Raw genomic sequence first — 22,046 nt, 5'->3', positions numbered from 1 at the left:
CTCCTCTTCAAACCCTGGATGAAACAGTTCCTCTTCAATCTAATATTTCTCCTTTCACTTTGGACAAATCCAATTTTCGCACAAGAAACTTTATATAATTCTGAAACCCTCCACATCGAGCAGATCAGCCCAAATACTTTTGTCCACATCAGCTACCTGAATACCAATGATTTTGGGAAAGTGGACTGCAATGGAATGATCGTCATGAACGATGGAGAAGCTCTGGTTTTTGATACGCCGGCTAATGAAGAAGCCAGTCTGGAGTTGATCAACTGGCTGGAAAAAGAGCAAAAAGTAAAAATCAAAGGGGTTATCGCAACCCATTTTCATTGGGATTGCTTGGGTGGATTGAATGAGTTTCATACCAAAGGAATTCCCTCCTACGCTTCTGACAAAACAATCAAGTTGGCCAAAGCCGCAGGATATCCCACTCCTGAAAATGGCTTTAAAAAGAAGTTGACTTTGGAAGCCGGAGATCTAACAGTCATCAATCAATTTCTAGGTGAAGGTCATACCAAGGATAATTTTGTCTCCTATGTACCAGCAGACAAAGTACTTTTCGGTGGCTGCATGATTAAAGCACTTGGCGCTGGAGAAGGAAACCTCGAAGACGCCAACATCGCTGACTGGTCAAAAACGGTTTTGAAGGTAAAATCCACGTTTCCTAAAATTACTGTAGTGATCCCGGGACATGGGAAAGTTGGTGGGACGGAATTGTTGGATTATACGGAGGGGATGTTTACCCCAAAATTTAACCCATGATTTTCTCCCTTCCCACTGAACTCTATTCCTCGCTGGCTGTTTTGTAACTATTCAAGAAACATGAAACTATGCAATTATTAAAAGGAAAAACCGCGCTGATCACTGGCGCAGGCAAAGGACTAGGTAAGGCAATAGCCTTGGAATTAGCAAAAGAAGGAGTTCATCTGGCAATACTATCCCGAACAGAATCAGACCTATTAAAGGTTAAAGAAGAAGTAGCCTCAATTGACTCCTCATTGAAGGTTGCGATTGCTGTTGCTGATCAATCTGATTTTTCGACAATCAAAACCGCCATCGCTTCTTTGATCTCGGAACTCGGAGTTCCTGATATTTTGGTGAATAATGCTGGAACCGGGAAGTTTGGGAAATTCATGGATCTGGAAGTAAGCGAATGGGAACACATCGTTAAGGTTAACCTATTCGGCGTTTATTATGTGATCCACGAAGTGCTTCCAGGAATGCTGGAGAGAAAATCCGGTGATATAGTTAACGTATCTTCCACTGCAGGGCAAAAAGGGAATGCGATGACAAGTGCCTATAGCGCGTCTAAGTTTGGACTGAATGGGCTTACAGAATCACTTATGATGGAAGTTCGCAAATCAGATATCCGCGTATTTAGCATGAGCCCAAGCACCGTCGCCACTGACTTAGCTATGGACAATAACCTGACCGATGGCAATCCTGATAAAGTATTGCAACCCGAGGATTTTGCTGAATTGCTCGTAGCTCATTTGAAATTACCAAAGCGTGCTTTAGTGAAGGAAGTAGGCCTTTGGTCTACCAATCCTTAACATACACTTACCTGAACTCACAAATTCTCAAGCAATCATTTATGCAACACTATTGCATAAATGATTGCTTTTTTTACCTTTGAGCAACAAACCGATTTTACGATGGAATCACGCAAATTCGAAGTAATTATTATTGGTGGTAGCTACTCCGGTTTATCAGCAGCAATGGCACTCGGCCGATCATTGAGAAAAGTATTGGTTATTGATGCCGGTAAACCCTGTAACAGACAGACTCCTCACTCCCATAATTTTTTAACACAGGATGGAAATACTCCGGCAGAAATCTCAACCATTGGCCGAGAACAGGTATCAAAATATGATACCATAACTTTTCTTGATGGATTGGCAGTCGAGGGAAGAAAGACTCATTCAGGTTTTGAAATCCAAACTGAAAAAGGAGAGCTTTATGAAGGTAAAAAGTTGATTTTCGCAAGTGGAATAAAAGACATTCTTCCGACAATCCCAGGTTTAGACGCATGTTGGGGCATTTCTGTCATCCATTGTCCTTACTGCCATGGATATGAAGTTAGAAACCAACGCACGGGTATTTTGGCAAATGGGGAATTTGGTTTTGAGTTCGGTAAAATGATTACCAATTGGACCAAAGATTTGACTTTGTTCACCAACGGAAAATCTACGCTGACCAACGAACAAACATCCTCACTGGAGTCCAAAAATGTCAAAATCATTGAAACTGGAGTTGAAGAAATTCAGCATCAGGAAGGACATATTCAATGCATCAACTTGGCAGATGGTAGCTCCATTTCCTTAAAAGCCTTATATGCCAAACCTGATTTTGAACAAAATTCTTCAATCCTAGCATCTCTTGGTTGTGAGCTGAAAAGCAGTGGCTACCTGGAAGTAGACCAGCTCCATAAAACGACCGTTCCGGGAGTTTTTGCTTGTGGAGACAATACAAACATGTTTCGATCAGTGGCATTTGCGGTTTCATCGGGAACGATGGCTGGTGCAGCTTGTAATAAAGAGTTGATTGACGAAGAATTTTAGATCTCCCAATAATTCTTCCCAAGCTTAAGTATTTAACAACAGTTCTCAGGTTTCCAAAGCAGTTTTTCGTAAAACGAATAATCATGGTTAAGTCATAATTCTATTTTTTGACAAAAGTCAAGGCATTAGCTTTCCTATCTACTTAGCTTTAAGGGAATTATCAAAATCAATAAACTCCCTATGAAACAGCTAAGGTTCCTAGTTCTATTTTTTATTTCAAGTATAGTTGTCAGCTGTAGTACTTCTTCCAATGAGCAAACATTTGATAGTTCTGTTCTTCCAAGAATGTCACAGCAACAGACAGAAAAAGTCATTGAAGACTTTATCATGGCTGAGGATGGGGCTACTATAGAAATTCCCGCAGGTTTCTACGAACTCAATACACAGCTAATCCTTGACAACAAGTCCAACATCCTCATTAAAGGTGCTGGAATGGAGAACACCGTTCTTTCTTTCAAAAACCTCACTACGGGCGGAGAAGGGATCAAACTAGTTGGAAAAAATCTCACCATCCAAGACCTGACAGTAGAGGATGCTCCTGGAGATGGAGTGAAAGTGCAGCATACGGATGGCATTACTTTTCGCAGAATTAATGTCACTTGGACCAATGGCGACAAGTCAAAAAACGGAACCTATGCGATCTATCCAGTGCAATGCAAAAACGTGATGATCGATGAAGTAATCGCCTCTCACTCCCGTGATGCTGGAATTTATGTCGGGCAATCTGAAAACATCGTGGTGAAAAACTCGCTAGCTTTTGGTAATGTGGCTGGAATAGAAATCGAAAACTGCGACAATGCCGAGGTATTTGGGAATGTGGCTCGTGATAATGCTGGGGGAATTCTCGTTTTCAACTTACCTGGCCTACCGAAAGCAGACGGAGCTAAAACGAAGATTTACGACAATGACATCATCGAAAACAACCATGAAAACTTTGCGACAGCAATCGGTGAAGGGCCAAATGGTAACACAGTGACAATGATCCCTCCTGGATCTGGCGTGATTCTTTTGGCTGCAAAAGAAGTGGAAATATACAATAACAGAATCCTTCGCAACAAAACTACAGGCGTGGCAATTGCCAGTTATCAAATCACAGGATTCCCAAGCGAAGCTCCAAATTGGTCACCTTACACCTCGAATATTTACATTCACGACAATGAATATGACCGTACAAAAGGTTTCCCAGATCTAAGCAGGGAACTTGGGCAGTTGATCAGTATCTATAATGCCCATGGCAAAGCCAAAACTCAGGACATCATTTACGATGGCATTTGGGATGAGTCGATCAGCAAGGATATCTCCACCAATCCGATGAACATATGTCTGTCAGAGAAAAATATGAATGACCTTCTTTTCACCAGATTTGATCTTAGCGAAGGTGAAGATAATATCAAAGCTTTTGCGGACGCAGCTCCTTTCCAAAATTGTTCAGTTTCCGTAGTAGCCAATGTAGGCTCTTTAGCTGAAATGTGATGAGAAATAGCACTATTTTCTGGGGTTTCAATTTTTTGCTAACTATCATGATTTTCATGGTTGCCTGCAAAACAGAGCCCAAAATCAATTTAGTGGAAGAACCTTCATTAACAGAAGATTTGGCAGATGGAAAATATCCATATGGACGACTTTCGACCTACGGATTCTTTTCAGGTGAGTTGAATAAGTTATCACCTGAGGAAAAAGTAATCCCATACAAACCTGCCTCATCGCTTTTTACTGATTACGCACTGAAAAGTCGTTTTATATTTTTTCCCGAAGGAACAAAAACGAAGTTGGTAAACAATGAATTTGAGTTCCCCGAAGGCACTATTCTAATCAAGAATTTTTATTATCCAACCGATTTCAGAAAACCTGAAAGTGACCGAAGGATTATTGAGACCCGGTTACTAATCAATGAGGAGAATGGCTGGGTCGCTTATCCTTACATCTGGAATGAGATTCAGACGGATGCTGTTTTAAAAGTAGTGGGAGGGCAAATGGAGGTTTCATTCACCGATAATACGGGAAAAGATCAGGTGATCAATTACATCGTTCCAAACAAAAACCAGTGCAAAACCTGTCATAACAAGAATGAATCGCTTGCGCCGATTGGCGTGAAAGTTCAGCATTTAAATAATGAGCTAGAATTCAAATCAGGAAAAGCCAATCAATTGGCTCATTGGACAGATTTGGGTAAGCTTGAAGGTTTTGAGGGAGAGAAATCACATCCAGCGATGGTCAACTATGAGGACGAAAATCTTCCTTTGCAGGACCGAGCGATGGCTTATCTAGACATCAACTGTTCGCATTGTCATAGTGCTGAAGGTCCTGCTAGTACATCTGGGCTTTTCCTTACTTATGATCAAAAAGATCCGAGGAAACTAGGCGTGAACAAAATCCCAGTGGCCGCTGGAAATGGTGCTGGAACTTTTGACTTTGATATCGTGCCCGGAAAAGCTGATGAATCGATTATCCCACATCGTATGAATTCCACCGAAGTGGGAATCGCAATGCCAGAACTTGGCCGCACGACTGTGCACAAGGAAGGTGTGAAGCTGATCAAGGATTGGATTAACGGGATGAAGTGAGGAAAGACAGAGGCTTTCAAACCAAGAAACGACGATACTAAAATGGCAGTCTGAAGACTGCATTAATTTAGGTCCAAATCTGAAGATTTGAACCAACTAAAACTGTGGCCTCTGTACTACCCTCCGCGGACTTAGTGGTAAAAAAATGCCTCCGAATCGTGAATCCGGAGGCATTTTGAGTTATTGATACTGTTCTTAGAAAGTATATCCAGCGGACAATTTGAATCCTCTGTTATACACATCAGCATCGCTGTCTTTGAAGATCGGAGTAAATCCGTAATCATAAGAAGCCTGCACATTGAAGCCTTTTGGAAGGTTATAACCTACACCTAGAACCAGTCCCAAGTCAGTTTCTTTAATTGCGTCTGAATCGTAAGAAATGGTATTTCCAAAGAAATCACCTTCAAACTTAGATCCTGCTAGAAAGGAAATCTGGGGTCCAGCGAACAGGTTAAAACCATCTCCTGGATACAGTCTAAATAGCACTGGAACGTCCACATAATTCAAAATCGCGCGGCTGTCTACAAAATCATCATTTTGCGTACCTTTAACAGAATAATAAACACCCGGCTCCAAAGCTAAACGATCTGTCATAAATAGCATGGTGTATCCACCTACATGGAAACCTACCCGGTTTGTGTAGGAATTTTCAGAAACATCATCACCTCCAAAGTTAAACAGGCTGGCACCACCTCTGACACCGAAGCCCCCTAGTTTTTCAGAAGATTGGGCCTGCGAAAGCTGGATTACTCCGAATCCAAGTGCAAGAATTAACAATACTTTTTTCATAGTCAAATACAAGTTGGTTTTCAAACTGTATTCCCACGACCATGCCAATAATTGTTTTTGGTAGCAGCTTCTTAACTAATAACCTTCTTATCGATGTAACTGGAGTTCATCAAACTCAAAGCTCCCATGTATTTCATGTCAAAGTTTAGGGTGTCTCCGACTTTGTAATTTTTGGGGTTTTTCCACAAGTTAATGATCAACATGTCAGAGCTGCCGCCAAGGATCTCATATTCACCATCGATCGGAATCAGGTATTTTGGATCCACGTCAAGCAATCCTATGTCGATGATAGCTCTAAAAGAACTTTGTCCATAAAGAGATTCGTCGATTTCGGCAGTCTCTCCCTGAGGGTTAGCAGCCAGATTACCAACGGGTAAAAGCGGTTTCTCCTGCATTTCTATGATTTCCGCATGCAGTTCAAACACGTCACCATTCATTCCTTCGATCAATTTTTCCTCAAATAAATCAAGTCCAAAATAAAGCGTTTCCCCTACTCGAAAATGATTGATTCCTTTGGGTAGTTGATGCGTCAACATCAACGGTATCGTCACGGAAGTTCCAGCAGAAACCCATGGGATTTCCTTGTTGAATTTGAGTTCTATGATTTGCTTGTAAAGTGAAAGCTGAATGAGTTTATCTGCAGATGGCATCACGCCATTTAAGCAATTCAAATTCGTCCCCAGTCCTATCACCTCAATGTTTGGAAGTTGGAAAATTTGGGAATAAAATTCCACCAATTGCTCTCCCATTACTCCTTCACGTAGGTCTCCAGTCTCGACCATGATGATGATCTTATGCTTCTTGTTTTGTTTGACTGCCTCTTGGCTGATCCATCGGATCGTCTCCAATTCGCTATTCAAACTTACATCCGCAAACTGAACCATCTTCCGCACATATCTTTTGGATACAGGCTTGATGTAAACCGTTTGAAGTTCCGGATTAAGTCCTTTGACAATTTCCAGATTTCCGATCCTACTATCGTGGATCTCCTTCACACCAAGATCTATCAGTTCTTGGACAAAAAGTTTGTTGCCACAAAGTAATTTGGATACAGCTCCCCAGGATACTTCTCTATCTTCGAACGTTTGTTTGAGAAAATCAAAATTCTCTTTGAGCTTTGTTCTATTAAGTGTTAAATAAGCCATCTCACTTAGTCAACCTCATTTCAAGGTATTTGTTGGTGAAACCAATTCTTTCGTAAAGATTCTTCGCTGGATTATCAGGCTCTACGTGCAATGCGATGGAACCATTAGCCATTTTGATAGCCATGTCCATGATTTTCCCACCAATACCTTTTCCTCGTTGCTCAGCATCTACAGCAATATAAACCAAGATATTCTCAGGAATATAGCCAGACATACCTGTCTTATTCATGATCAGGGCGCCGAGAATTTTTCCTTTTTCACGAGCCATCACTACAAAACCACCGGCGTGCATACTTTGATCCAAGGCATAATCCAGGCACTTCATAATATCCTCCTTGGGATCACCATATTGACCAAGGTGAAGAAAAAGGAAGTCTGCAATCTCATTTTTCTGTAAATAAGTCGCATTGTCAATAGTTGATAGAGTTTCTAGCTTGATCATATAGATTTTAACTTTGAACTGTTATTTTTTTCATAAATAATTACTGACAAAAACGTCAGCAAAGAGAGCGTAAGCCCGAATAAATTGGCATCCAAGCCAAATGGAAGCGATACTTCAGCGATAATCAATCCCGCAGTCAGCGAACCTCCTGTGATCATGGATGCGGTGGCTGCTTTGGCACTCGCCTGTCCAAAGAATAAGCCTGCCACCACGGGTACCAGCAGCCCAGAAACCATAAATGCATAGGAATATAACATCAAACTGAGAACCTCCGTCATCTGCCAAGCTATTATAATAGCCACGATGCCTATCGCTAAAGTTAACAACTGAGAGATTCTCATCTCTTCCTTTAGAGATTTCTGTTTGAAATATTTCCCAATAATATCTGTGGTCAGGTTACCTGAAGCTGCCATCAAACAGGAATCTGCAGTAGAAAGAACTGCTGAGAAATATGCTGACATCATTAATCCCAATATACCTGCTGGTAAGATCTGGCTTAACAGCACAGGAAGCCCCATCTCTGGATCCATCGCAGTGGTGAACCCTTCCAGCGCACCCTGTTCAACCGCTACTCTGGATAATAAACCCAAAGAAACTCCTAAAAGTGCCATAATCGGCCATTCAAATAGGCCAGCGATAAACCAAGCCTTCTTCGCAGACTTCACATCCCGAGCTGCAAAAATCCGCTGATATAGTGTCATCCCTACAAACCAGATTGGAATTATAGTAATTCCCCAATTAGCGAGATCCTGCCAAGTAAGATTGGAAAAGGAGAAAAATTCCTGCGGCAAAGTGCTTTGAATACCTTCCCAGCCTCCTACATAATTATAAGAAATAGGAATCCCTATGAACATCAAACCCGCCATCAAGATTATCCACTGAATAGTATCGGTATAGATCACTGCTTTCAATCCACCCATCACCGTATAAACTACTGCAATAGCTCCCATGATCAGCAGTGCATAAGTTAGATCGAGCTCTTCAAAAGTTCCTGAAGCGAGCTTTGCGCCAGCCAAAAGTTGTGAAGAGGTAAAACCCAAATACCCGAGAAAGCAGATCACTGCTGCGACTTTGGCTGTGGTGGAATTATACAGATGCCCGATGATCTGTGGAAAGGTGAAAAACTTAGCAAAAGCGGGGTCTGACTTTACTCTCGGAATCAAAACCACCGCAGCGAGCCAAGCTCCCAAAAGCCCTGTAAAAAGCATCCAGGATCCGGATAGCCCCATTACAAATCCGAGTCCACCGAGTCCAATCGAGAAACCACCTCCTACATCAGTGGCTACTACAGATAGACCAATATGCCATGGACCAATACTCCGGCCTCCCACATAATAATCCTCTTGACCTGAGTTCTGTTTCATGTAAAAAAATCCCACACCTAGCATCGCCAGCATGTAGGCCACAAAGATCCCCAGATCTATATAACTCATACCTATTTTCTATTTGTAACAAAATCCTTTTGAAATATAATTTTTCAAAGTTAAGCAATAAGGCTCGTATTCAAAATTTTATTGGGTTTAAAGGATAAATTTGACCGATCAGTGCAATTTAGAATTGGAATAGTATAAAAACATATAAATAATACTCAGATTCGTCAAACGTAAAAAAAGCCGACTCACTCCGGCTTTTATTATATTTTGCGAATTCTTGTCTTAAATTATACAGTCTCACTCTTAACTGAAGTAGCGAAATATTCTCTGTTCATTCTACTCTCACTAATTAGAATTTTCTTTTGCTCGTTTTTACAAACGTTAAATTGCAACTATGCTCTGCATCATTTTCCAGCCTTTTGCTATTAACCACCGAGCTTTGTGTTGAATGTATTTCACCCTGTCTAATTCTTTAATGAAGGCTACTTGCTGTAATTGGTAAGCTGAGTTCCTTCAATTATGGATTTTGGGGGAATCTGTTGGGTAAGATAAGATCTATTAGTCCTCTTTACTAAATATATCAATATACTCTCTAAAAAGGTAGATTTTACTTCTTTTCCCACCGGTCACTTCATGAATAATTTTTAAGCTTTCTAGATCCTCCAACAGCTTATATACTGATGGCAGCGATAACCCAGTGTACTCTTTAGCCTTTTGAGCATGAATTATTGGGTGCTGGTAAAGCTCTTTAACTATTGCATTTGCATTTGCTGAACGACTTCCTAAGCTTTGAACTCGAGTTTCTATATCCTGCTGAAGCTTCAAGATTTGGTCAAATGTAGAAATACTATTCTTGGCAGTTTCTATCACGCCCACAAGGAAGAATTTAAACCATTGCGTAATATCATTTTTATCTCTCACTCTCATAAGATTATCATAATAAAGAGTCCTGTTTCTTTCGAAAAAATCAGAGAGATAAAGAACTGGCTTTTTCAGAATACCTTTTTCGACTAAGTATAAGGTTATCATTAGTCTTCCAACCCTGCCATTACCATCTAAAAATGGATGGATAGTTTCAAATTGGTAATGTATCAATGCAATTTTAAGTAGTTCTGGAAAGTAAAACTCCTCACTATGTGCAAAGTTTTCAAGATCTCCCATGTACTCACTAAGTGAGGTATGAATGGGAGGTATAAATATTGCGTCAGCAAGACTTGCTCCACCAATCCAATTTTGGCTTGTTCTAAACTCACCGGGCAACTTGTGCTTGCCCCGAACTCCTGAAAGCAGAATTTCATGAGTTTGCCTAATTAATCTTGATGAAAATGGTAAATCATCAAGTTTTTCAATTGCTGTATTAAGTGCAGAAATATAATTTTGAACTTCTTCCCAATCGTCCCTATTTTCTTCAGAAACGTCCTCTTTATCAAGTAAAGCTTCTTCAATGTTAGTTTTGGTTCCTTCAATCCTACTGGATTGGGTTGCTTCTTTCAGCACGTGCATGCTGATAAAAAGGTCAATATTTGGGATGTACTCTGAATACATATCCAATCTACCTAGTTGCCTATCAGCTTGACTAAGAAGATTGAGTAACTCCATGTTTTCAATTTGCCATTCTCTGCAAATTTTATTGGGTTGAAAACTCTTGTAAGAGCCTTGCTTAATGTACTGTCCTGAAATATAATTCTTCATTTTACCAATCGAAATTCACTTAAGCAAAGATAACTCTTAATTAAGAAAAATGAAAAAATCTTAAATAGCAAGTCTTTTAATAAAGGTTTTTTGCCAAAAGGTTAATTAAGAAAACCACATATTAAAGGCTAACGATGAAGATCTAAACTCCCTGTACTCAAAGTAGGCATTCCCAACCCAAGCAAAATTCAGCATCACTTCCCTGCCTATCGCTATTGAATAAGCGTGTCTTGCGTTGAAAGTATTTCAGCTTATCTATTTCCTTGATGAAAGCAACTTGTTGTAATAGATTGGTTGGAACCATTGATACAGTAATTTGAAGAAAATCTTTATCGATTGGGTAAAATCTGTTTAAACTACCGTTAAATGTAGAATTCGTTGCAATGCACTTTACATGCTGTTATCCTTTTTCTTAATGGTTTCCCAGTCCACACCAGTTAAGCAGCTCATTATGTTTTTTGAGACGCGTTCATTAACCTTCAATGCAATCTTAAATGCTTCAGTAAAATCATTTAGATCATTAAAGATTATTTCGAAAATCTTTACTAGTTGTTTTGAATCAAATTCTACCTTTTGCTTGATAAGTTTACCGTCTTGAGTTTCACTATTAGGAACGACTTCAAAGTCAATTCTGCAAAACATGAATAGTTTCAAAAACTGAGCTCGTTCATGATTTACTAGAAAATAGGTTAATCCTGGAACCATTGAAAATATTTGTGTTATCCAATGTTTGACTTCCTCAATTTCATAAAGTTCACGTTTTTCATAATCGTAGCCATGGATTCCTATCTCAACCTTCTCACAGAGATGTATTAATAGTTGTTTATTAGAACATGCTCTATTAAGGAATTCAATAAAGGGTTGATAATTTAAGTTCTTAATATCATCCTTACCTGCTATAAGTAAAATATGTCCCGAATCAGTCAAAAGTTTATTTCCATCCCAATAGTTTTCAAGTTGGGATGCATAATCAACATTTGATGAAACGTAGTTTTTTAGAATTTCTTTGCTTTCAGCATTTAGGTGTTGACTCTTCGGGATTGGCATTGTCCAAGAGTTCCCAGTTCTATTTGTGAATTCAGCTTTGCATATTTCCCAATAAGCAACATTCTCAACATCATCGACTAGGATTACAAGAACAGGAATATCGTGGTTTAGGTAATAGTTCAGGTGTTCAAAAGTATCACGGAAAAGCCAGTGATTTTCATCAAGTTCGACTAGGTAAGATTGCCCCGTCTTAACTTGGAATGCAATTGATTTACCTGTTACGCTTTCACCATCAATTATGTCAATGTAACCATCAATACCAAAATCATCTTCTTGATGGGAGGGCCTTAAAATCCATTCTAATTGTTCTTCCACAATCCCCTTAAGTTTGTTTAAACCTTTCCGGCCTGTTTGATTCGATCGTTTGTATTTAGGAAGATTCATATATTACAGAGTTGATAATAATGCGTTTAAACAAGCAAATTCGGTTATTTTTCATTTACCTAGACCTCCCAAATTTATCCTTTATGAAGTCTCTTCTATCCCATATCTATCCCATAAATTAAGAAATAATCCTCTCAAATAATTGAATGCACAAAGTCTATCCCCCCCAAACCCAAAAAAAGCCGACTCTCGCCGGCTTTTTTATATTCTGTGAATTCTGAAATCCAATTATACTGTCTCGCTCTTAACTGAAGCAGCGAAATATTCTCTGTTCATTCTAGCGATATTCGTCAAGCTGATGCCTTTAGGACATTCTGCCTCGCAAGCACCTGTATTAGTACACGCCCCGAAACCTTCGGCATCCATCTGAGCAACCATCTTTTCAGCTCTGCTCATTCTTTCCACTTGACCTTGTGGAAGCATCGCCAACTGGGAGATCTTCGCAGAAGTGAATAGCATAGCAGAAGCATTTTTACATGCTGCCACGCAAGCTCCACAACCTATACAAGTAGCCGAATCAAAAGCTTCATCCGCAATTCTCTTCGGAATAGGAATCTCATTCGCATCAGGGACACCACCAGTATTCACCGATACATAACCCCCTGCTTGGATTATTCTATCGAATGAGCTGCGATCTACCACTAAATCCTTCACCACTGGAAAAGCTTTCGCTCTCCAAGGCTCGATCGTAATGGTATCTCCGTCAGAGAAAGAACGCATGTGAAGTTGACAGGTAGTAGTTTGTTTTGGACCATGTGGATGGCCATTGATATACAGTGAGCACATTCCACAGATACCTTCACGGCAATCGTGATCAAAATGTACTGGATCTTCTCCATTGGCAGTAAGTTCCTCATTCAAAACATCCATCATTTCTAGGAATGACATGTCAGTGGAAATACCATCTATTGGATAGGTGACAAAACTGCCTTTATCACCGGCGTTCTTTTGTCTCCATATTTTTAATGTCAGTTTCATGTGTTTATATTTTTTTTCAATGGCCACATGGAATCTCGCACGGCGTACAACCTTAACTCTGTGTATCGTTTTCGACATGCTCGATTTCATTATATAGTTATGAATTAAAGTCTTGAATTTATTTGTAAGATCTCTGAGTCAGCTTCACGTTTTCGAATTCCAACGGCTCCTTGTTCAATTCCTCAGGAGCATTTTCAGCTATGAATTTCCAAGCAGCTACATATGCATAGTTCTCATCATCTCTTAGCGCCTCTCCCTCTGGAGTTTGAGATTCTGTTCTGAAGTGTCCGCCACAAGACTCATTTCTATTGAGTGCGTCGTCTATCATCAATTCTCCCAACTCCAAGAAATCAGCCACTCGGCTTGCTTTCTCCAAGGTCTGATTCAGTTCCTCATTGGCACCAAGCACTTTCACATCTTTCCAGAACTCTTTTTTCAGATCTTGGATCATGCCTTTCGCTTTCGTCAAGCCTTCTGCATTTCTCGCCATACCACAGTATTCCCACATGATATGTCCCAATTTTTTATGAAAGTAATCCACAGTTTTGCTTCCGTTGATACTTAAAAGCTTTTGGATTGCATCTTTTACGCCTTTTTCTGCTTCCGCAAAAGCCGGGTGATTTGCATCTACTGGCGCAGGACCTATTTGTGCCAAATAATCACCGATCGTATAAGGGATTACAAAGTAACCATCTGCCAAACCTTGCATCAAAGCTGAAGCTCCCAGTCTGTTTGCTCCGTGATCTGAGAAGTTTGCCTCGCCCAAGGAATAAAGCCCTGGAACAGTAGTAGACAAATTATAATCAACCCAAAGCCCACCCATCGTATAGTGTACCGCTGGATAAATCTTCATTGGAGTCTGGTAAGGATTCTCACCAGTGATCTGCTGATACATGTCAAACAAGTTGCCGTATCTCGCACGGATCGCATCTTCGCTATCGCGATTGATTGCATCTCGGAAATCCAAGAATACCGCCTGACCAGTTTCATTTACACCACGACCTTCGTCACAGACGTCTTTCGCATTTCTGGAAGCAACATCTCGAGGAACAAGGTTGCCGAAAGATGGATATTTTCTTTCTAAGTAATAATCTCTATCCTCATCCTTAATGTCTTTTGGCTTGATTTCACCTTTCCGTAGTTTTTCTGCCGTCTCTTTGGTCTTTGGCACCCAAACACGGCCGTCATTTCTAAGTGACTCAGACATCAAGGTCAACTTAGACTGATGATCTCCGGATACTGGAATACAAGTTGGGTGGATCTGAGTGTAACAAGGATTGGCAAAGTAAGCACCTTTCTTATGCGCTCTCCATGCCGCAGTTACATTTGATCCCATTGCATTGGTAGAGAGGAAAAATACGTTTCCGTATCCACCAGTACAAAGTAAAACCGCATGTGCAGCATGAGTTTCGATAGCACCAGTAATCAAGTTTCTAGTGACAATACCGCGTGCATGACCATCTATCGTCACGACGTCCATCATTTCGGTACGTGGATAAAGCTTCACTTTACCATTGGCAACTTGACGGCTCAACGCTGAATAAGCTCCTAGCAGCAACTGCTGTCCCGTTTGGCCCCTGGCATAGAAAGTTCTGGAAACCTGCGCTCCACCGAATGAACGGTTGGCAAGCAATCCTCCATATTCTCTGGCGAAAGGTACACCTTGAGCAACGCACTGATCGATGATATTTACAGAAACTTCTGCCAATCGATAGACATTTGATTCGCGGGAACGGTAATCACCACCTTTGATGGTATCGTAGAATAGTCTGAAAACAGAGTCACCGTCATTCTGATAGTTTTTGGCGGCGTTGATCCCACCTTGTGCAGCGATAGAGTGCGCACGACGGGGGCTATCCTGAAAGCAAAAAGCTTTCACTTTATATCCTAATTCTGCCAGTGAAGCTGCTGCAGAAGCTCCTGCAAGACCAGTACCTACTACGATTACTTCGTATTTTCTCTTGTTTGCCGGGTTCACCAGCTTACTGTTAAACTTATGTTTAGTCCACTTTTCGGCTAAAGGGCCAATTGGGGCTTTTGAATCTAGTATCATAAGGGACTATTGATTAGCTCTGTGTGAAATAGATGTAAACTGGCATGCTGGCGAATAGAATAGGAACCAAGATGCAATAGATTTTTCCGATTACGGCAATGGCTGGAGAGTATTTCGCATGATTCAAACCTAGGGTCTGGAAAGCACTTGCAAATCCGTGAGAAAGGTGAAACGCTAAGAAAGCCATTGCAACTACATAACCGATGACCATCAACTCATTTTGGAAAGCAAAGCTTACAATGCTGAATAGATCCTTGTACTGCTCACCTTCGTAGGTTACAATCGGAAGGTCTCCCCAGTGCATTTGAGCCCAGAAGCTCTGCATATGCACCACGATGAAAATTAAAATGATGGTACCAAGAATTCCCATATTACGGGAAGAAACCGTAGTGGAAGGTGGAGTAGATACGCCATATCCAATCGGGCGTGATTTCTTGTTAGTCCATGAAAGCCAAGCAGAAAAGATAACATGGAAGAAAATTGAGGAATAGGTCAGCCAAGATAGAAGCTTCACTGCAGGATTGGTGGTCATGAATTTGGCATAAATATTAAATGCCTCTCCTCCATCACCTTTAAACAACAGTAAATTACCTGAAACGTGACCTGTCAAAAACAGGATCAGGAAAAGTCCGGTCAGCGCCATGATCAATTTCCTGCCTATTGTGCTACTCAAGGTTTTTGTAACCCAGCTCATACAATTTTTGCGATTAGATTAAAACGAAATCTTTGATTAATTGTGCCAAATTTACATTTGGAACAACTAGCAAACAATTCATTCAAATACAGTTCTCTTATTTTAATCAGTTCTAAATAAACTTCAACCTTTGAAGAATTTGTTGGCGTTATAACTAAATGAAGAGATTTAATGTTTGAAATTGCAGAGATTTTCTACTTACTTCTATTTATTTCGTATAGAAACAGAAAGTAAGTTAAAACCTAAGAATAGGATAAATTCGTACATTCTATTTCTCCTTACTAATGAACTTGACCAATATGAAGCTGAAACTCACCCTTGGACTTTTTTTAATCTTCCTGATTGCGGGAATTTCTGAAACTTGGGCCACACACATTAGAGCTGGAGAAATTACAGCGGAGAGGGTCTCTCCACAAACGCTAGAATACGCTATAACTGTTGTGGGTTATACAGATACAAGATCAAATGTAATTTTTGGACCTGGAGAAATCAATTTTGGAGACGGCAGAATCGTTGATGGGCTCAATACAGAAACTGAATTTTCTTTGGTAGAAGATCTAGGTAATCAAATTGAAAAAAACACGTTTGTAATTTATCACACTTTTCAAGGACCTGGAAAATATACAATTCGATTTCAGGAATTCAACCGAAATGACAGGACATTAAATATGGACAACTCGGTGGATACTCCTTTTTATGTAGAAACCACCATCACCATTGATCCATTTATTGGGGTAAATAACTCTCCCGTTTTGACAATTCCTCCAGTAGATAATGGAGCAGTGAACGTTCGATATATTCATAACCCAGGAGCTTACGATCCAGATGGAGATAGTTTGGCTTATGTAATGGATATACCTAAGCAGAATTTTCAACGACCTGTAAACAACTATAGAAGCCCTGCATCTGCAGAGTTCAGTTTTAGTCAAGAAGATGGCACTACCCCAGCATTTTTAAGATTAGATCCAATAACCGGTGATTTGATTTGGGACGCTCCTGGTACCGCCGGACAATTTAATGTGGCATTTAGGATTAACGAATATCGAAAGCTCAACGGAAAATATGAGCTTATCGGAAGTGTAGTCCGAGATATGCAGATCATTATCGAAAACTCAAACAATAGGAGACCTGAGTTGATCTTGCCTCCTGATATTTGTGTGGAAGCTGGGACGAAAATAGAAGAAATTATTCAAGGCCAAGATCCTGATGGAGACCCTATCAAAATCGAAGTATTTGGCGAGCCCATAGAAATTACTACCTCTCCAGCTACCTATTCTCCAGAGAGCGAATATCAAGTAAGTCCGGGGATTGTAAACTTCGATTGGCAGACTGTCTGCAATCACGTGAGAGCAAGGGAATATGAGGTCAGGGTGAGAATCACAGATGATCCAAGTTCTGGTCCAGCCCTAGTAGACATTAAAACGTGGCGAATAAAGGTGGTCGGTCCACCGCCTGCTTTTGATGAAATAGAACAGATGCCTGGTAGAGAAGTGGAGTTGAACTGGGATCCTTATGTTTGCGCCAACTCAGCAAATGAAATGCAGATCTGGAGAAGAATAAACTCAGATCCTTATCTGCCAGATAGCTGTGAAACTGGAATAAGAGCCGGTTATGAACTAATCGGAACTACCAACATGCAAACGCTGGATTTCCTTGATACTAATGGTGGACAAGGTTTGGCTCCTGGAAACACCTATTGCTATAGATTGGTAGCAGCCTTTCCAGAGCCTAGACTTGGAGAAAGTATAGTCTCTGATGAAATTTGTGTGACTATCGACGTAGATGTACCTATCATTACAAATGTCAGTGTAGAGGAAACCGATCCTACTGCTGGCGAGATGTTTGTAAAATGGACCCCGCCGTATGACATTGACAGAGTCCAATTCCCAGGTCCATATAGCTACGAACTTTTGCGAAGCACAGGATTCACGGGGAATGCCGGACAAGTTTCTTTGGGAATCACCTCCGACACGCTTTTCACCGATACAGGATTAAATACCCAAAACCTGGTTTACAATTACGAAGTAGTTCTTCTTGATAGAAATACTAAAATCGATACATCCTCGAAAGCTTCATCTGTTTGGACTGATTTGACCATAATCAACGAGGCGATCGAAGTTAATTGGGAATTCACTGTTCCTTGGAACAATGCTGTAAGCCAGTTCAGCCATGAGGTATATAGAAATCGAACAGATGCAGCTGCTGCGGATGATGCTACATTTGTAAAAATAGCTGATGTAGATGTGACATCTGAAGGTTTCAGCTATTTAGATGATGGTAGCTTCAATGGAATTCCGCTTCAGAAAGAATTAGAATACTGCTATTACGTCATTACAAAAGGATCTTATAATGTCGATGGACTAGTTTATCCTCTTGAAAACAAATCTCAAATAGCATGTGCTAAGCCTGATGATAATCGCCTTCCATGCCCTCCCGTATTAACTTTCGAAGGCCCAGAATGCACCGAGTATCTTGCAGAAGTTCCTTGCAACAATTCTACTTATGAGCATGATTTAAGCTGGGCTCCTGATTTCACAGGAGAGTGTGATGATGAGCTGAGCGGGTATAAACTTTACTTTACTCCTGACGGAGAATCTGGACAATTTGAATTAGTGGCAGAATTATCTTCTCTAGACCTAGAAACTACAATTTCTAATCTACCGAACTATAGAGGTTGCTATTACATCACAGCAGTAGATCGCTCAGGAAATGAATCTGAGCCTAGCAATATTGTCTGCGTAGATAACTGCCCAAGCTATAATCTGCCAAATGCATTTACTCCAAATGGAGATGGATTTAATGAAACCTTTATGGCTTTTGACAATCCATTTGCGCAGTGTCCAAGATTTGTTTTAGGAGTTGATATTCTGATTGTCAATCGTTGGGGTGTGGAAGTTTTCGCTTATAACAGCCTGGAAAGCAATGAAAATGATATTTATATCAGATGGGATGGCACAGATAAAAATGGAAATGAGTTGCCAGCTGGAACCTATTATTATTCAGGCAATGTTGTTTTTGACGTTCTCGATCCTGCGAAAAAAGAGCAGACCCTAAAAGGAACGATCCAACTTCTTAGATAATGTCAGATAAATCCATCATTTTCTTTGATGGGGTATGCAACCTATGTAATACTTCCATTGATTTTGTAATCCAACGCGATAAAAAAGATCACTTCTTAGTTGGAGCATTGCAAGAGGATTTCAGTAGGCAAATACTTTCCAAATTTGAGGTTCGCGAGGATTATTTAGACTCTATTGTACTTGTAGAAAAAGGAGAAATCTATTACAAAAGTACTGCAGCGCTTAAAATCGCAAGAAATCTCTCTGGACTCTGGCCGGCATTGTATACTTTTATTCTACTACCCAAATTTGTTAGAGACCCAATCTACGATTGGATTGGAGCAAACCGATATCGGTGGTTTGGAAAGAAAAACACCTGTAGACTGGCTAGTCCAGAAGAAAAAGCTAAATTTCTTTCCAAAGAAAATCTAGAGCAAACCGGTTTTGCTGTGTTGTAACATCGGGCTTTACTAGCAAACCGACATTTGGGAAAAGACTTATATTTGCCCCGAACAAAAAACACCAATTAATGAAGGCATTTGTTTTTCCGGGCCAAGGCGCCCAATTCCCAGGAATGGGAAAAGCACTTTATGAAGAAAGTACCGAAGCAAAAGAATTATTTGAAAGAGCAAATGAGATCTTGGGTTTCCGCATCACAGACATCATGTTTGACGGAACTGCTGAGGAACTCAAGCAAACTAATGTAACCCAACCTGCTGTATTTCTTCATTCTGTAATTTTAGCCAAAACAACTCCTGATTTTGCGCCAGATATGGTGGCAGGTCATTCTTTGGGCGAACTTTCAGCCTTAGTAGCCAATGGTACGCTTGCTTTTGAAGATGGACTAAAACTAGTTTATCAGCGAGCGCTAGCTATGCAGGAAGCCTGTGAGATCAATCCATCCACGATGGCTGCCATCTTGGGTCTGGCGGACGAAAAAGTAGAAGAAATCTGCGCGAGCATCACTGAAGAAGTGGTGGTTCCTGCAAACTATAATTGTCCTGGCCAACTAGTAATCTCAGGTTCCAACAAAGGAATTGAGATTGCATGTGAAAAGATGAAAGAAGCTGGAGCCAAGCGTGCCCTTCCACTTCCTGTGGGCGGAGCTTTTCACTCTCCATTGATGGAGCCAGCGCGTGAAAAATTACAAACAGCTATCGAAGCAACTACCTTCCATACGCCTAGCTGCCCTGTTTACCAAAACGTGAGCACCACGGCAGTTACTGAAATATCAGAAATCAAAGCCAATCTAATAGCACAACTCACTGCTCCTGTGAAATGGACACAATCTGTTCAAAACATGGTTGCGGATGGTGCTACCGAGTTTGTAGAATGCGGACCTGGAAAAGTGCTTCAAGGTCTTGTGAAAAAAATCCATGCTGAAGCAGAAGTTTCTGGATTATAAAATAAGAAGTCACTGAAAACAACTAGGTGATTTTAAAAAACAAAAAGGTCTAAGCTCTTAACGGCTTAGACCTTTTTTATTTGTGGATGAGTGTATTGAAACTTGAGTATTATGGATGTGAATGATTCTTCTTTCCTAGCATAAATTCGTTCCAAGTGGAATAAGCAAACAAAACAACTCCTGCTGACCAAACTACAAGGATTATATAGAGGGAAAGTTTATCTGCCTTCAACAGTTTATGATAATTGAAAAAAGAACTATCAAAAATATAGGCAAACCTAAAGTAAAGAAATGCTAAAAGTGAAGTGGAAGAAATCCATAGAATATGGGATTTAGAAAATTGAATTTTAGCCCAATCATAATATCTCCCAAAATCTATAAAAGCTACATAGAAGATGAAATTTGCCGAAAAGGCAATATTCAAAATCAACAAGTTCAGCAGGTGAAACGTGCAAGCTCCTAGAAGCCAGAGCTTCCAGAATTTCCTGCCTGCCAATAACAAGAGAAAAGCTGACAACTCGAAAAATACTCCTCCCCAATCAAATACATCAAGCCAAGCATAGGGCAAAGCATTTAATGAACCTGAAAGAAACATACCTGACTGCTTCACATAAATAGAGGAGTAATACCAGCGCAAAAACCCATTTTTTGTGATGTCAAAATCTATCCAATTGATCCCTTTGACCGATCCGGCAGTAAACATCCCAAAGCAAAATAATACCGCCAATAAAGCCATACATTTTTGGACGTTGAGTTTGGCTACTGGTTTATCAGGAATTAAAGCAAATCCAGAGCCCCAACCAGCGAAAGACAAGCAACCCAAAAAGATCAGCAAAAATATATTGTGATCAATTTTCCCCATAGAAAACTGAAAATTATACCCTACAAAAAGTAAAAGAACCAGAGCTCTTGTAGCCAGTTTTGCCCGGATACCTAGCGTCATCAGCACAATACTAATACTTACAAGGATGTCTAGCCAAAGAAAAAACCATGCTGGTGGAAAGCCGCTTAATAAATTGGGTAAACTCAAAAGCGGGGGATAAAAAAAGACGCTTGGAACTTCTCCTATCCATGCAAAAAATGGAGAATATATCATCAGGAGATAGATCCCAACAAAAGGCCTTAAAAGCCACAGAGACTCCTGCGAAACTTCGGTAGAAAGCCTTACTCTATCCCAAAAAGCCTTATTTAAGCCCTCTACCAACGCTAATAATCTCTTCATCACCAATTATTTTTTCAAATTTCTCATCATTTGGATAGGATAGAATCTCGACATTCACCAGTTTAATCCTATCAGGTTCAAAGCCTTGTGCTTCTAATTTTCCAGCAAACCAGTCTGTAGATTTTCTTCTGTCTTCTTCTGATGATTGCTTTTCTTGATTTCTGAGTAAATAATCAAAGGCCCATGACAATTTAGCTTTCATGCCACTCTCACTAGCTTTCTTCTTCGGCAATGAATCATTCGTATCAAAAAGATCAGAATTATGTTTTAATATATTCCGTAGGTAATGCTGTGGAACCGGTTTCATGAATTCTACCTCATCTATTTTCCCCCATCCAATCCCTTCCCGATAACCATGCAGCTCAGAATACCTGTAATTAATTATGGCCGAATCCAAGGGCACAGAAACCATACCCTCGCCCCCTGGGAAAAGCAATGCCGGATAGGGTTCGAGCCTATAGCTTAATGTCCTTAGGATAAAAGGAATCATTAAAATCAAAAGCAATGCTATGGTAAATCTGACAGAAAACATGGTTGTATAAAATCATTTATTCTAGACGCAAGTAAACTGAAAAAAGGCAATAACTAAAGACGTTTAAGAAAAATGCGGATCAAAAATAAAAATCACATCATTCGAC

Annotated in this window: 19 protein-coding genes; 8 read left to right on the top strand and 11 right to left on the bottom strand. The window is 40.2% G+C overall.

Annotated elements, in window-relative coordinates; all coding sequences use genetic code 11:
• The first annotated feature begins 18 nt into the window (after positions 1–18).
• The 5 genes from bla to LV83_RS05995 all read left to right on the top strand — a co-directional run bounded on the left by bla (position 19) and on the right by LV83_RS05995 (position 5,125).
• Complete coding sequence (gene bla, locus LV83_RS06015; RefSeq protein WP_111610645.1) at positions 19–762, top strand: subclass B1 metallo-beta-lactamase; 744 nt, start codon at positions 19–21, stop codon at positions 760–762.
• 68 nt (positions 763–830) lie between these two features.
• Positions 831–1,553, top strand: a complete 723-nt coding sequence (locus tag LV83_RS06010; RefSeq protein ID WP_111610644.1) for a 3-ketoacyl-ACP reductase — start codon at positions 831–833, stop codon at positions 1,551–1,553.
• Between the two features lie 102 nt (positions 1,554–1,655).
• Complete coding sequence (locus LV83_RS06005) at positions 1,656–2,561, top strand: NAD(P)/FAD-dependent oxidoreductase (RefSeq protein ID WP_111610920.1); 906 nt, start codon at positions 1,656–1,658, stop codon at positions 2,559–2,561.
• Between the two features lie 180 nt (positions 2,562–2,741).
• Positions 2,742–4,034, top strand: a complete 1,293-nt coding sequence (locus tag LV83_RS06000; RefSeq protein ID WP_111610643.1) for a parallel beta-helix domain-containing protein — start codon at positions 2,742–2,744, stop codon at positions 4,032–4,034.
• Positions 4,034–5,125: an SO2930 family diheme c-type cytochrome gene (locus tag LV83_RS05995; RefSeq protein ID WP_111610642.1), complete on the top strand. Its 1,092-nt coding sequence runs from the start codon at positions 4,034–4,036 to the stop codon at positions 5,123–5,125. Before LV83_RS06000 ends, LV83_RS05995 begins: the two co-directional genes overlap by 1 nt.
• Positions 5,126–5,320: 195 nt before the next feature.
• On the opposite strand, the gene LV83_RS05990 is transcribed toward LV83_RS05995, so the two are convergent.
• The 9 genes from LV83_RS05990 to LV83_RS05945 all read right to left on the bottom strand — a co-directional run bounded on the left by LV83_RS05990 (position 5,321) and on the right by LV83_RS05945 (position 15,722).
• Positions 5,321–5,914: a porin family protein gene (locus LV83_RS05990; protein WP_111610641.1), complete on the bottom strand. Its 594-nt coding sequence runs from the start codon at positions 5,912–5,914 to the stop codon at positions 5,321–5,323.
• A 71-nt stretch (positions 5,915–5,985) separates the two neighbouring features.
• Entirely contained in the window at positions 5,986–7,059 is a 1,074-nt protein-coding gene (locus LV83_RS05985; RefSeq protein ID WP_111610640.1) for an alanine racemase, read from the bottom strand.
• Position 7,060: 1 nt separating this feature from the next.
• Entirely contained in the window at positions 7,061–7,501 is a 441-nt protein-coding gene (locus LV83_RS05980; RefSeq protein WP_111610639.1) for a GNAT family N-acetyltransferase, read from the bottom strand.
• A complete protein-coding gene (locus tag LV83_RS05975) occupies positions 7,498–8,934 on the bottom strand; it encodes a sodium:solute symporter family protein (RefSeq protein WP_111610638.1) in 1,437 nt (478 codons plus the stop codon). The genes LV83_RS05980 and LV83_RS05975 overlap by 4 nt, the downstream gene beginning before the upstream one ends.
• A 498-nt stretch (positions 8,935–9,432) precedes the next feature.
• Complete coding sequence (locus tag LV83_RS05970) at positions 9,433–10,566, bottom strand: Fic family protein (RefSeq protein WP_111610637.1); 1,134 nt, start codon at positions 10,564–10,566, stop codon at positions 9,433–9,435.
• A 390-nt stretch (positions 10,567–10,956) separates the two neighbouring features.
• Positions 10,957–11,997: a DUF4365 domain-containing protein gene (locus tag LV83_RS05960; RefSeq protein ID WP_111610636.1), complete on the bottom strand. Its 1,041-nt coding sequence runs from the start codon at positions 11,995–11,997 to the stop codon at positions 10,957–10,959.
• Positions 11,998–12,225: 228 nt separating this feature from the next.
• Positions 12,226–12,975 carry a succinate dehydrogenase/fumarate reductase iron-sulfur subunit gene (locus LV83_RS05955; protein WP_111610635.1) on the bottom strand — a complete coding sequence of 250 codons (750 nt, stop codon included), beginning with the start codon at positions 12,973–12,975 and terminating at the stop codon, positions 12,226–12,228.
• Positions 12,976–13,093: 118 nt separating this feature from the next.
• Positions 13,094–15,028 (bottom strand): fumarate reductase/succinate dehydrogenase flavoprotein subunit, encoded by a 1,935-nt coding sequence (locus LV83_RS05950; RefSeq protein WP_111610634.1) that lies wholly within the window; start codon positions 15,026–15,028, stop codon positions 13,094–13,096.
• 13 nt (positions 15,029–15,041) lie between these two features.
• Entirely contained in the window at positions 15,042–15,722 is a 681-nt protein-coding gene (locus LV83_RS05945; RefSeq protein WP_111610633.1) for a succinate dehydrogenase cytochrome b subunit, read from the bottom strand.
• A 299-nt stretch (positions 15,723–16,021) separates the two neighbouring features.
• Between LV83_RS05945 and LV83_RS05940 the strand changes: the two genes are divergently transcribed.
• From LV83_RS05940 to fabD, 3 genes are all read left to right on the top strand, one after another.
• Positions 16,022–18,802 (top strand): T9SS type B sorting domain-containing protein, encoded by a 2,781-nt coding sequence (locus LV83_RS05940; protein WP_111610919.1) that lies wholly within the window; start codon positions 16,022–16,024, stop codon positions 18,800–18,802.
• Complete coding sequence (locus tag LV83_RS05935) at positions 18,802–19,239, top strand: thiol-disulfide oxidoreductase DCC family protein (RefSeq protein WP_111610632.1); 438 nt, start codon at positions 18,802–18,804, stop codon at positions 19,237–19,239. The genes LV83_RS05940 and LV83_RS05935 overlap by 1 nt, the downstream gene beginning before the upstream one ends.
• 71 nt (positions 19,240–19,310) lie before the next feature.
• The gene (fabD, locus tag LV83_RS05930) at positions 19,311–20,186 is read left to right on the top strand and encodes an ACP S-malonyltransferase (RefSeq protein WP_111610631.1); all 876 of its coding nucleotides are present in this window, start codon (positions 19,311–19,313) and stop codon (positions 20,184–20,186) included.
• A 109-nt stretch (positions 20,187–20,295) separates the two neighbouring features.
• Here fabD and LV83_RS05925 read toward each other — a convergent pair whose 3' ends face one another.
• The gene (locus LV83_RS05925; protein ID WP_111610630.1) at positions 20,296–21,408 is read right to left on the bottom strand and encodes a hypothetical protein; all 1,113 of its coding nucleotides are present in this window, start codon (positions 21,406–21,408) and stop codon (positions 20,296–20,298) included.
• The gene (locus LV83_RS05920; protein ID WP_111610629.1) at positions 21,371–21,940 is read right to left on the bottom strand and encodes a hypothetical protein; all 570 of its coding nucleotides are present in this window, start codon (positions 21,938–21,940) and stop codon (positions 21,371–21,373) included. The genes LV83_RS05925 and LV83_RS05920 overlap by 38 nt, the downstream gene beginning before the upstream one ends.
• Between the last annotated feature and the right edge of the window lie 106 nt (positions 21,941–22,046).

This window comes from Algoriphagus yeomjeoni (assembly GCF_003259505.1).
Classification (GTDB): domain Bacteria; phylum Bacteroidota; class Bacteroidia; order Cytophagales; family Cyclobacteriaceae; genus Algoriphagus; species Algoriphagus yeomjeoni.
This window is presented reverse-complemented; position numbering and strand designations above follow the sequence as displayed.

Coding starts and splice junctions, on each gene's coding strand:
- bla (WP_111610645.1), top strand. CDS start 19: ATGAAACAGTTCCTCTTCAATCTAATATTTCTCCTTTCACTTTGGACA.
- LV83_RS06010 (WP_111610644.1), top strand. CDS start 831: ATGCAATTATTAAAAGGAAAAACCGCGCTGATCACTGGCGCAGGCAAA.
- LV83_RS06005 (WP_111610920.1), top strand. CDS start 1,656: ATGGAATCACGCAAATTCGAAGTAATTATTATTGGTGGTAGCTACTCC.
- LV83_RS06000 (WP_111610643.1), top strand. CDS start 2,742: ATGAAACAGCTAAGGTTCCTAGTTCTATTTTTTATTTCAAGTATAGTT.
- LV83_RS05995 (WP_111610642.1), top strand. CDS start 4,034: ATGAGAAATAGCACTATTTTCTGGGGTTTCAATTTTTTGCTAACTATC.
- LV83_RS05990 (WP_111610641.1), bottom strand. CDS start 5,914: ATGAAAAAAGTATTGTTAATTCTTGCACTTGGATTCGGAGTAATCCAG.
- LV83_RS05985 (WP_111610640.1), bottom strand. CDS start 7,059: ATGGCTTATTTAACACTTAATAGAACAAAGCTCAAAGAGAATTTTGAT.
- LV83_RS05980 (WP_111610639.1), bottom strand. CDS start 7,501: ATGATCAAGCTAGAAACTCTATCAACTATTGACAATGCGACTTATTTA.
- LV83_RS05975 (WP_111610638.1), bottom strand. CDS start 8,934: ATGAGTTATATAGATCTGGGGATCTTTGTGGCCTACATGCTGGCGATG.
- LV83_RS05970 (WP_111610637.1), bottom strand. CDS start 10,566: ATGAAGAATTATATTTCAGGACAGTACATTAAGCAAGGCTCTTACAAG.
- LV83_RS05960 (WP_111610636.1), bottom strand. CDS start 11,997: ATGAATCTTCCTAAATACAAACGATCGAATCAAACAGGCCGGAAAGGT.
- LV83_RS05955 (WP_111610635.1), bottom strand. CDS start 12,975: ATGAAACTGACATTAAAAATATGGAGACAAAAGAACGCCGGTGATAAA.
- LV83_RS05950 (WP_111610634.1), bottom strand. CDS start 15,028: ATGATACTAGATTCAAAAGCCCCAATTGGCCCTTTAGCCGAAAAGTGG.
- LV83_RS05945 (WP_111610633.1), bottom strand. CDS start 15,722: ATGAGCTGGGTTACAAAAACCTTGAGTAGCACAATAGGCAGGAAATTG.
- LV83_RS05940 (WP_111610919.1), top strand. CDS start 16,022: ATGAAGCTGAAACTCACCCTTGGACTTTTTTTAATCTTCCTGATTGCG.
- LV83_RS05935 (WP_111610632.1), top strand. CDS start 18,802: ATGTCAGATAAATCCATCATTTTCTTTGATGGGGTATGCAACCTATGT.
- fabD (WP_111610631.1), top strand. CDS start 19,311: ATGAAGGCATTTGTTTTTCCGGGCCAAGGCGCCCAATTCCCAGGAATG.
- LV83_RS05925 (WP_111610630.1), bottom strand. CDS start 21,408: ATGAAGAGATTATTAGCGTTGGTAGAGGGCTTAAATAAGGCTTTTTGG.
- LV83_RS05920 (WP_111610629.1), bottom strand. CDS start 21,940: ATGTTTTCTGTCAGATTTACCATAGCATTGCTTTTGATTTTAATGATT.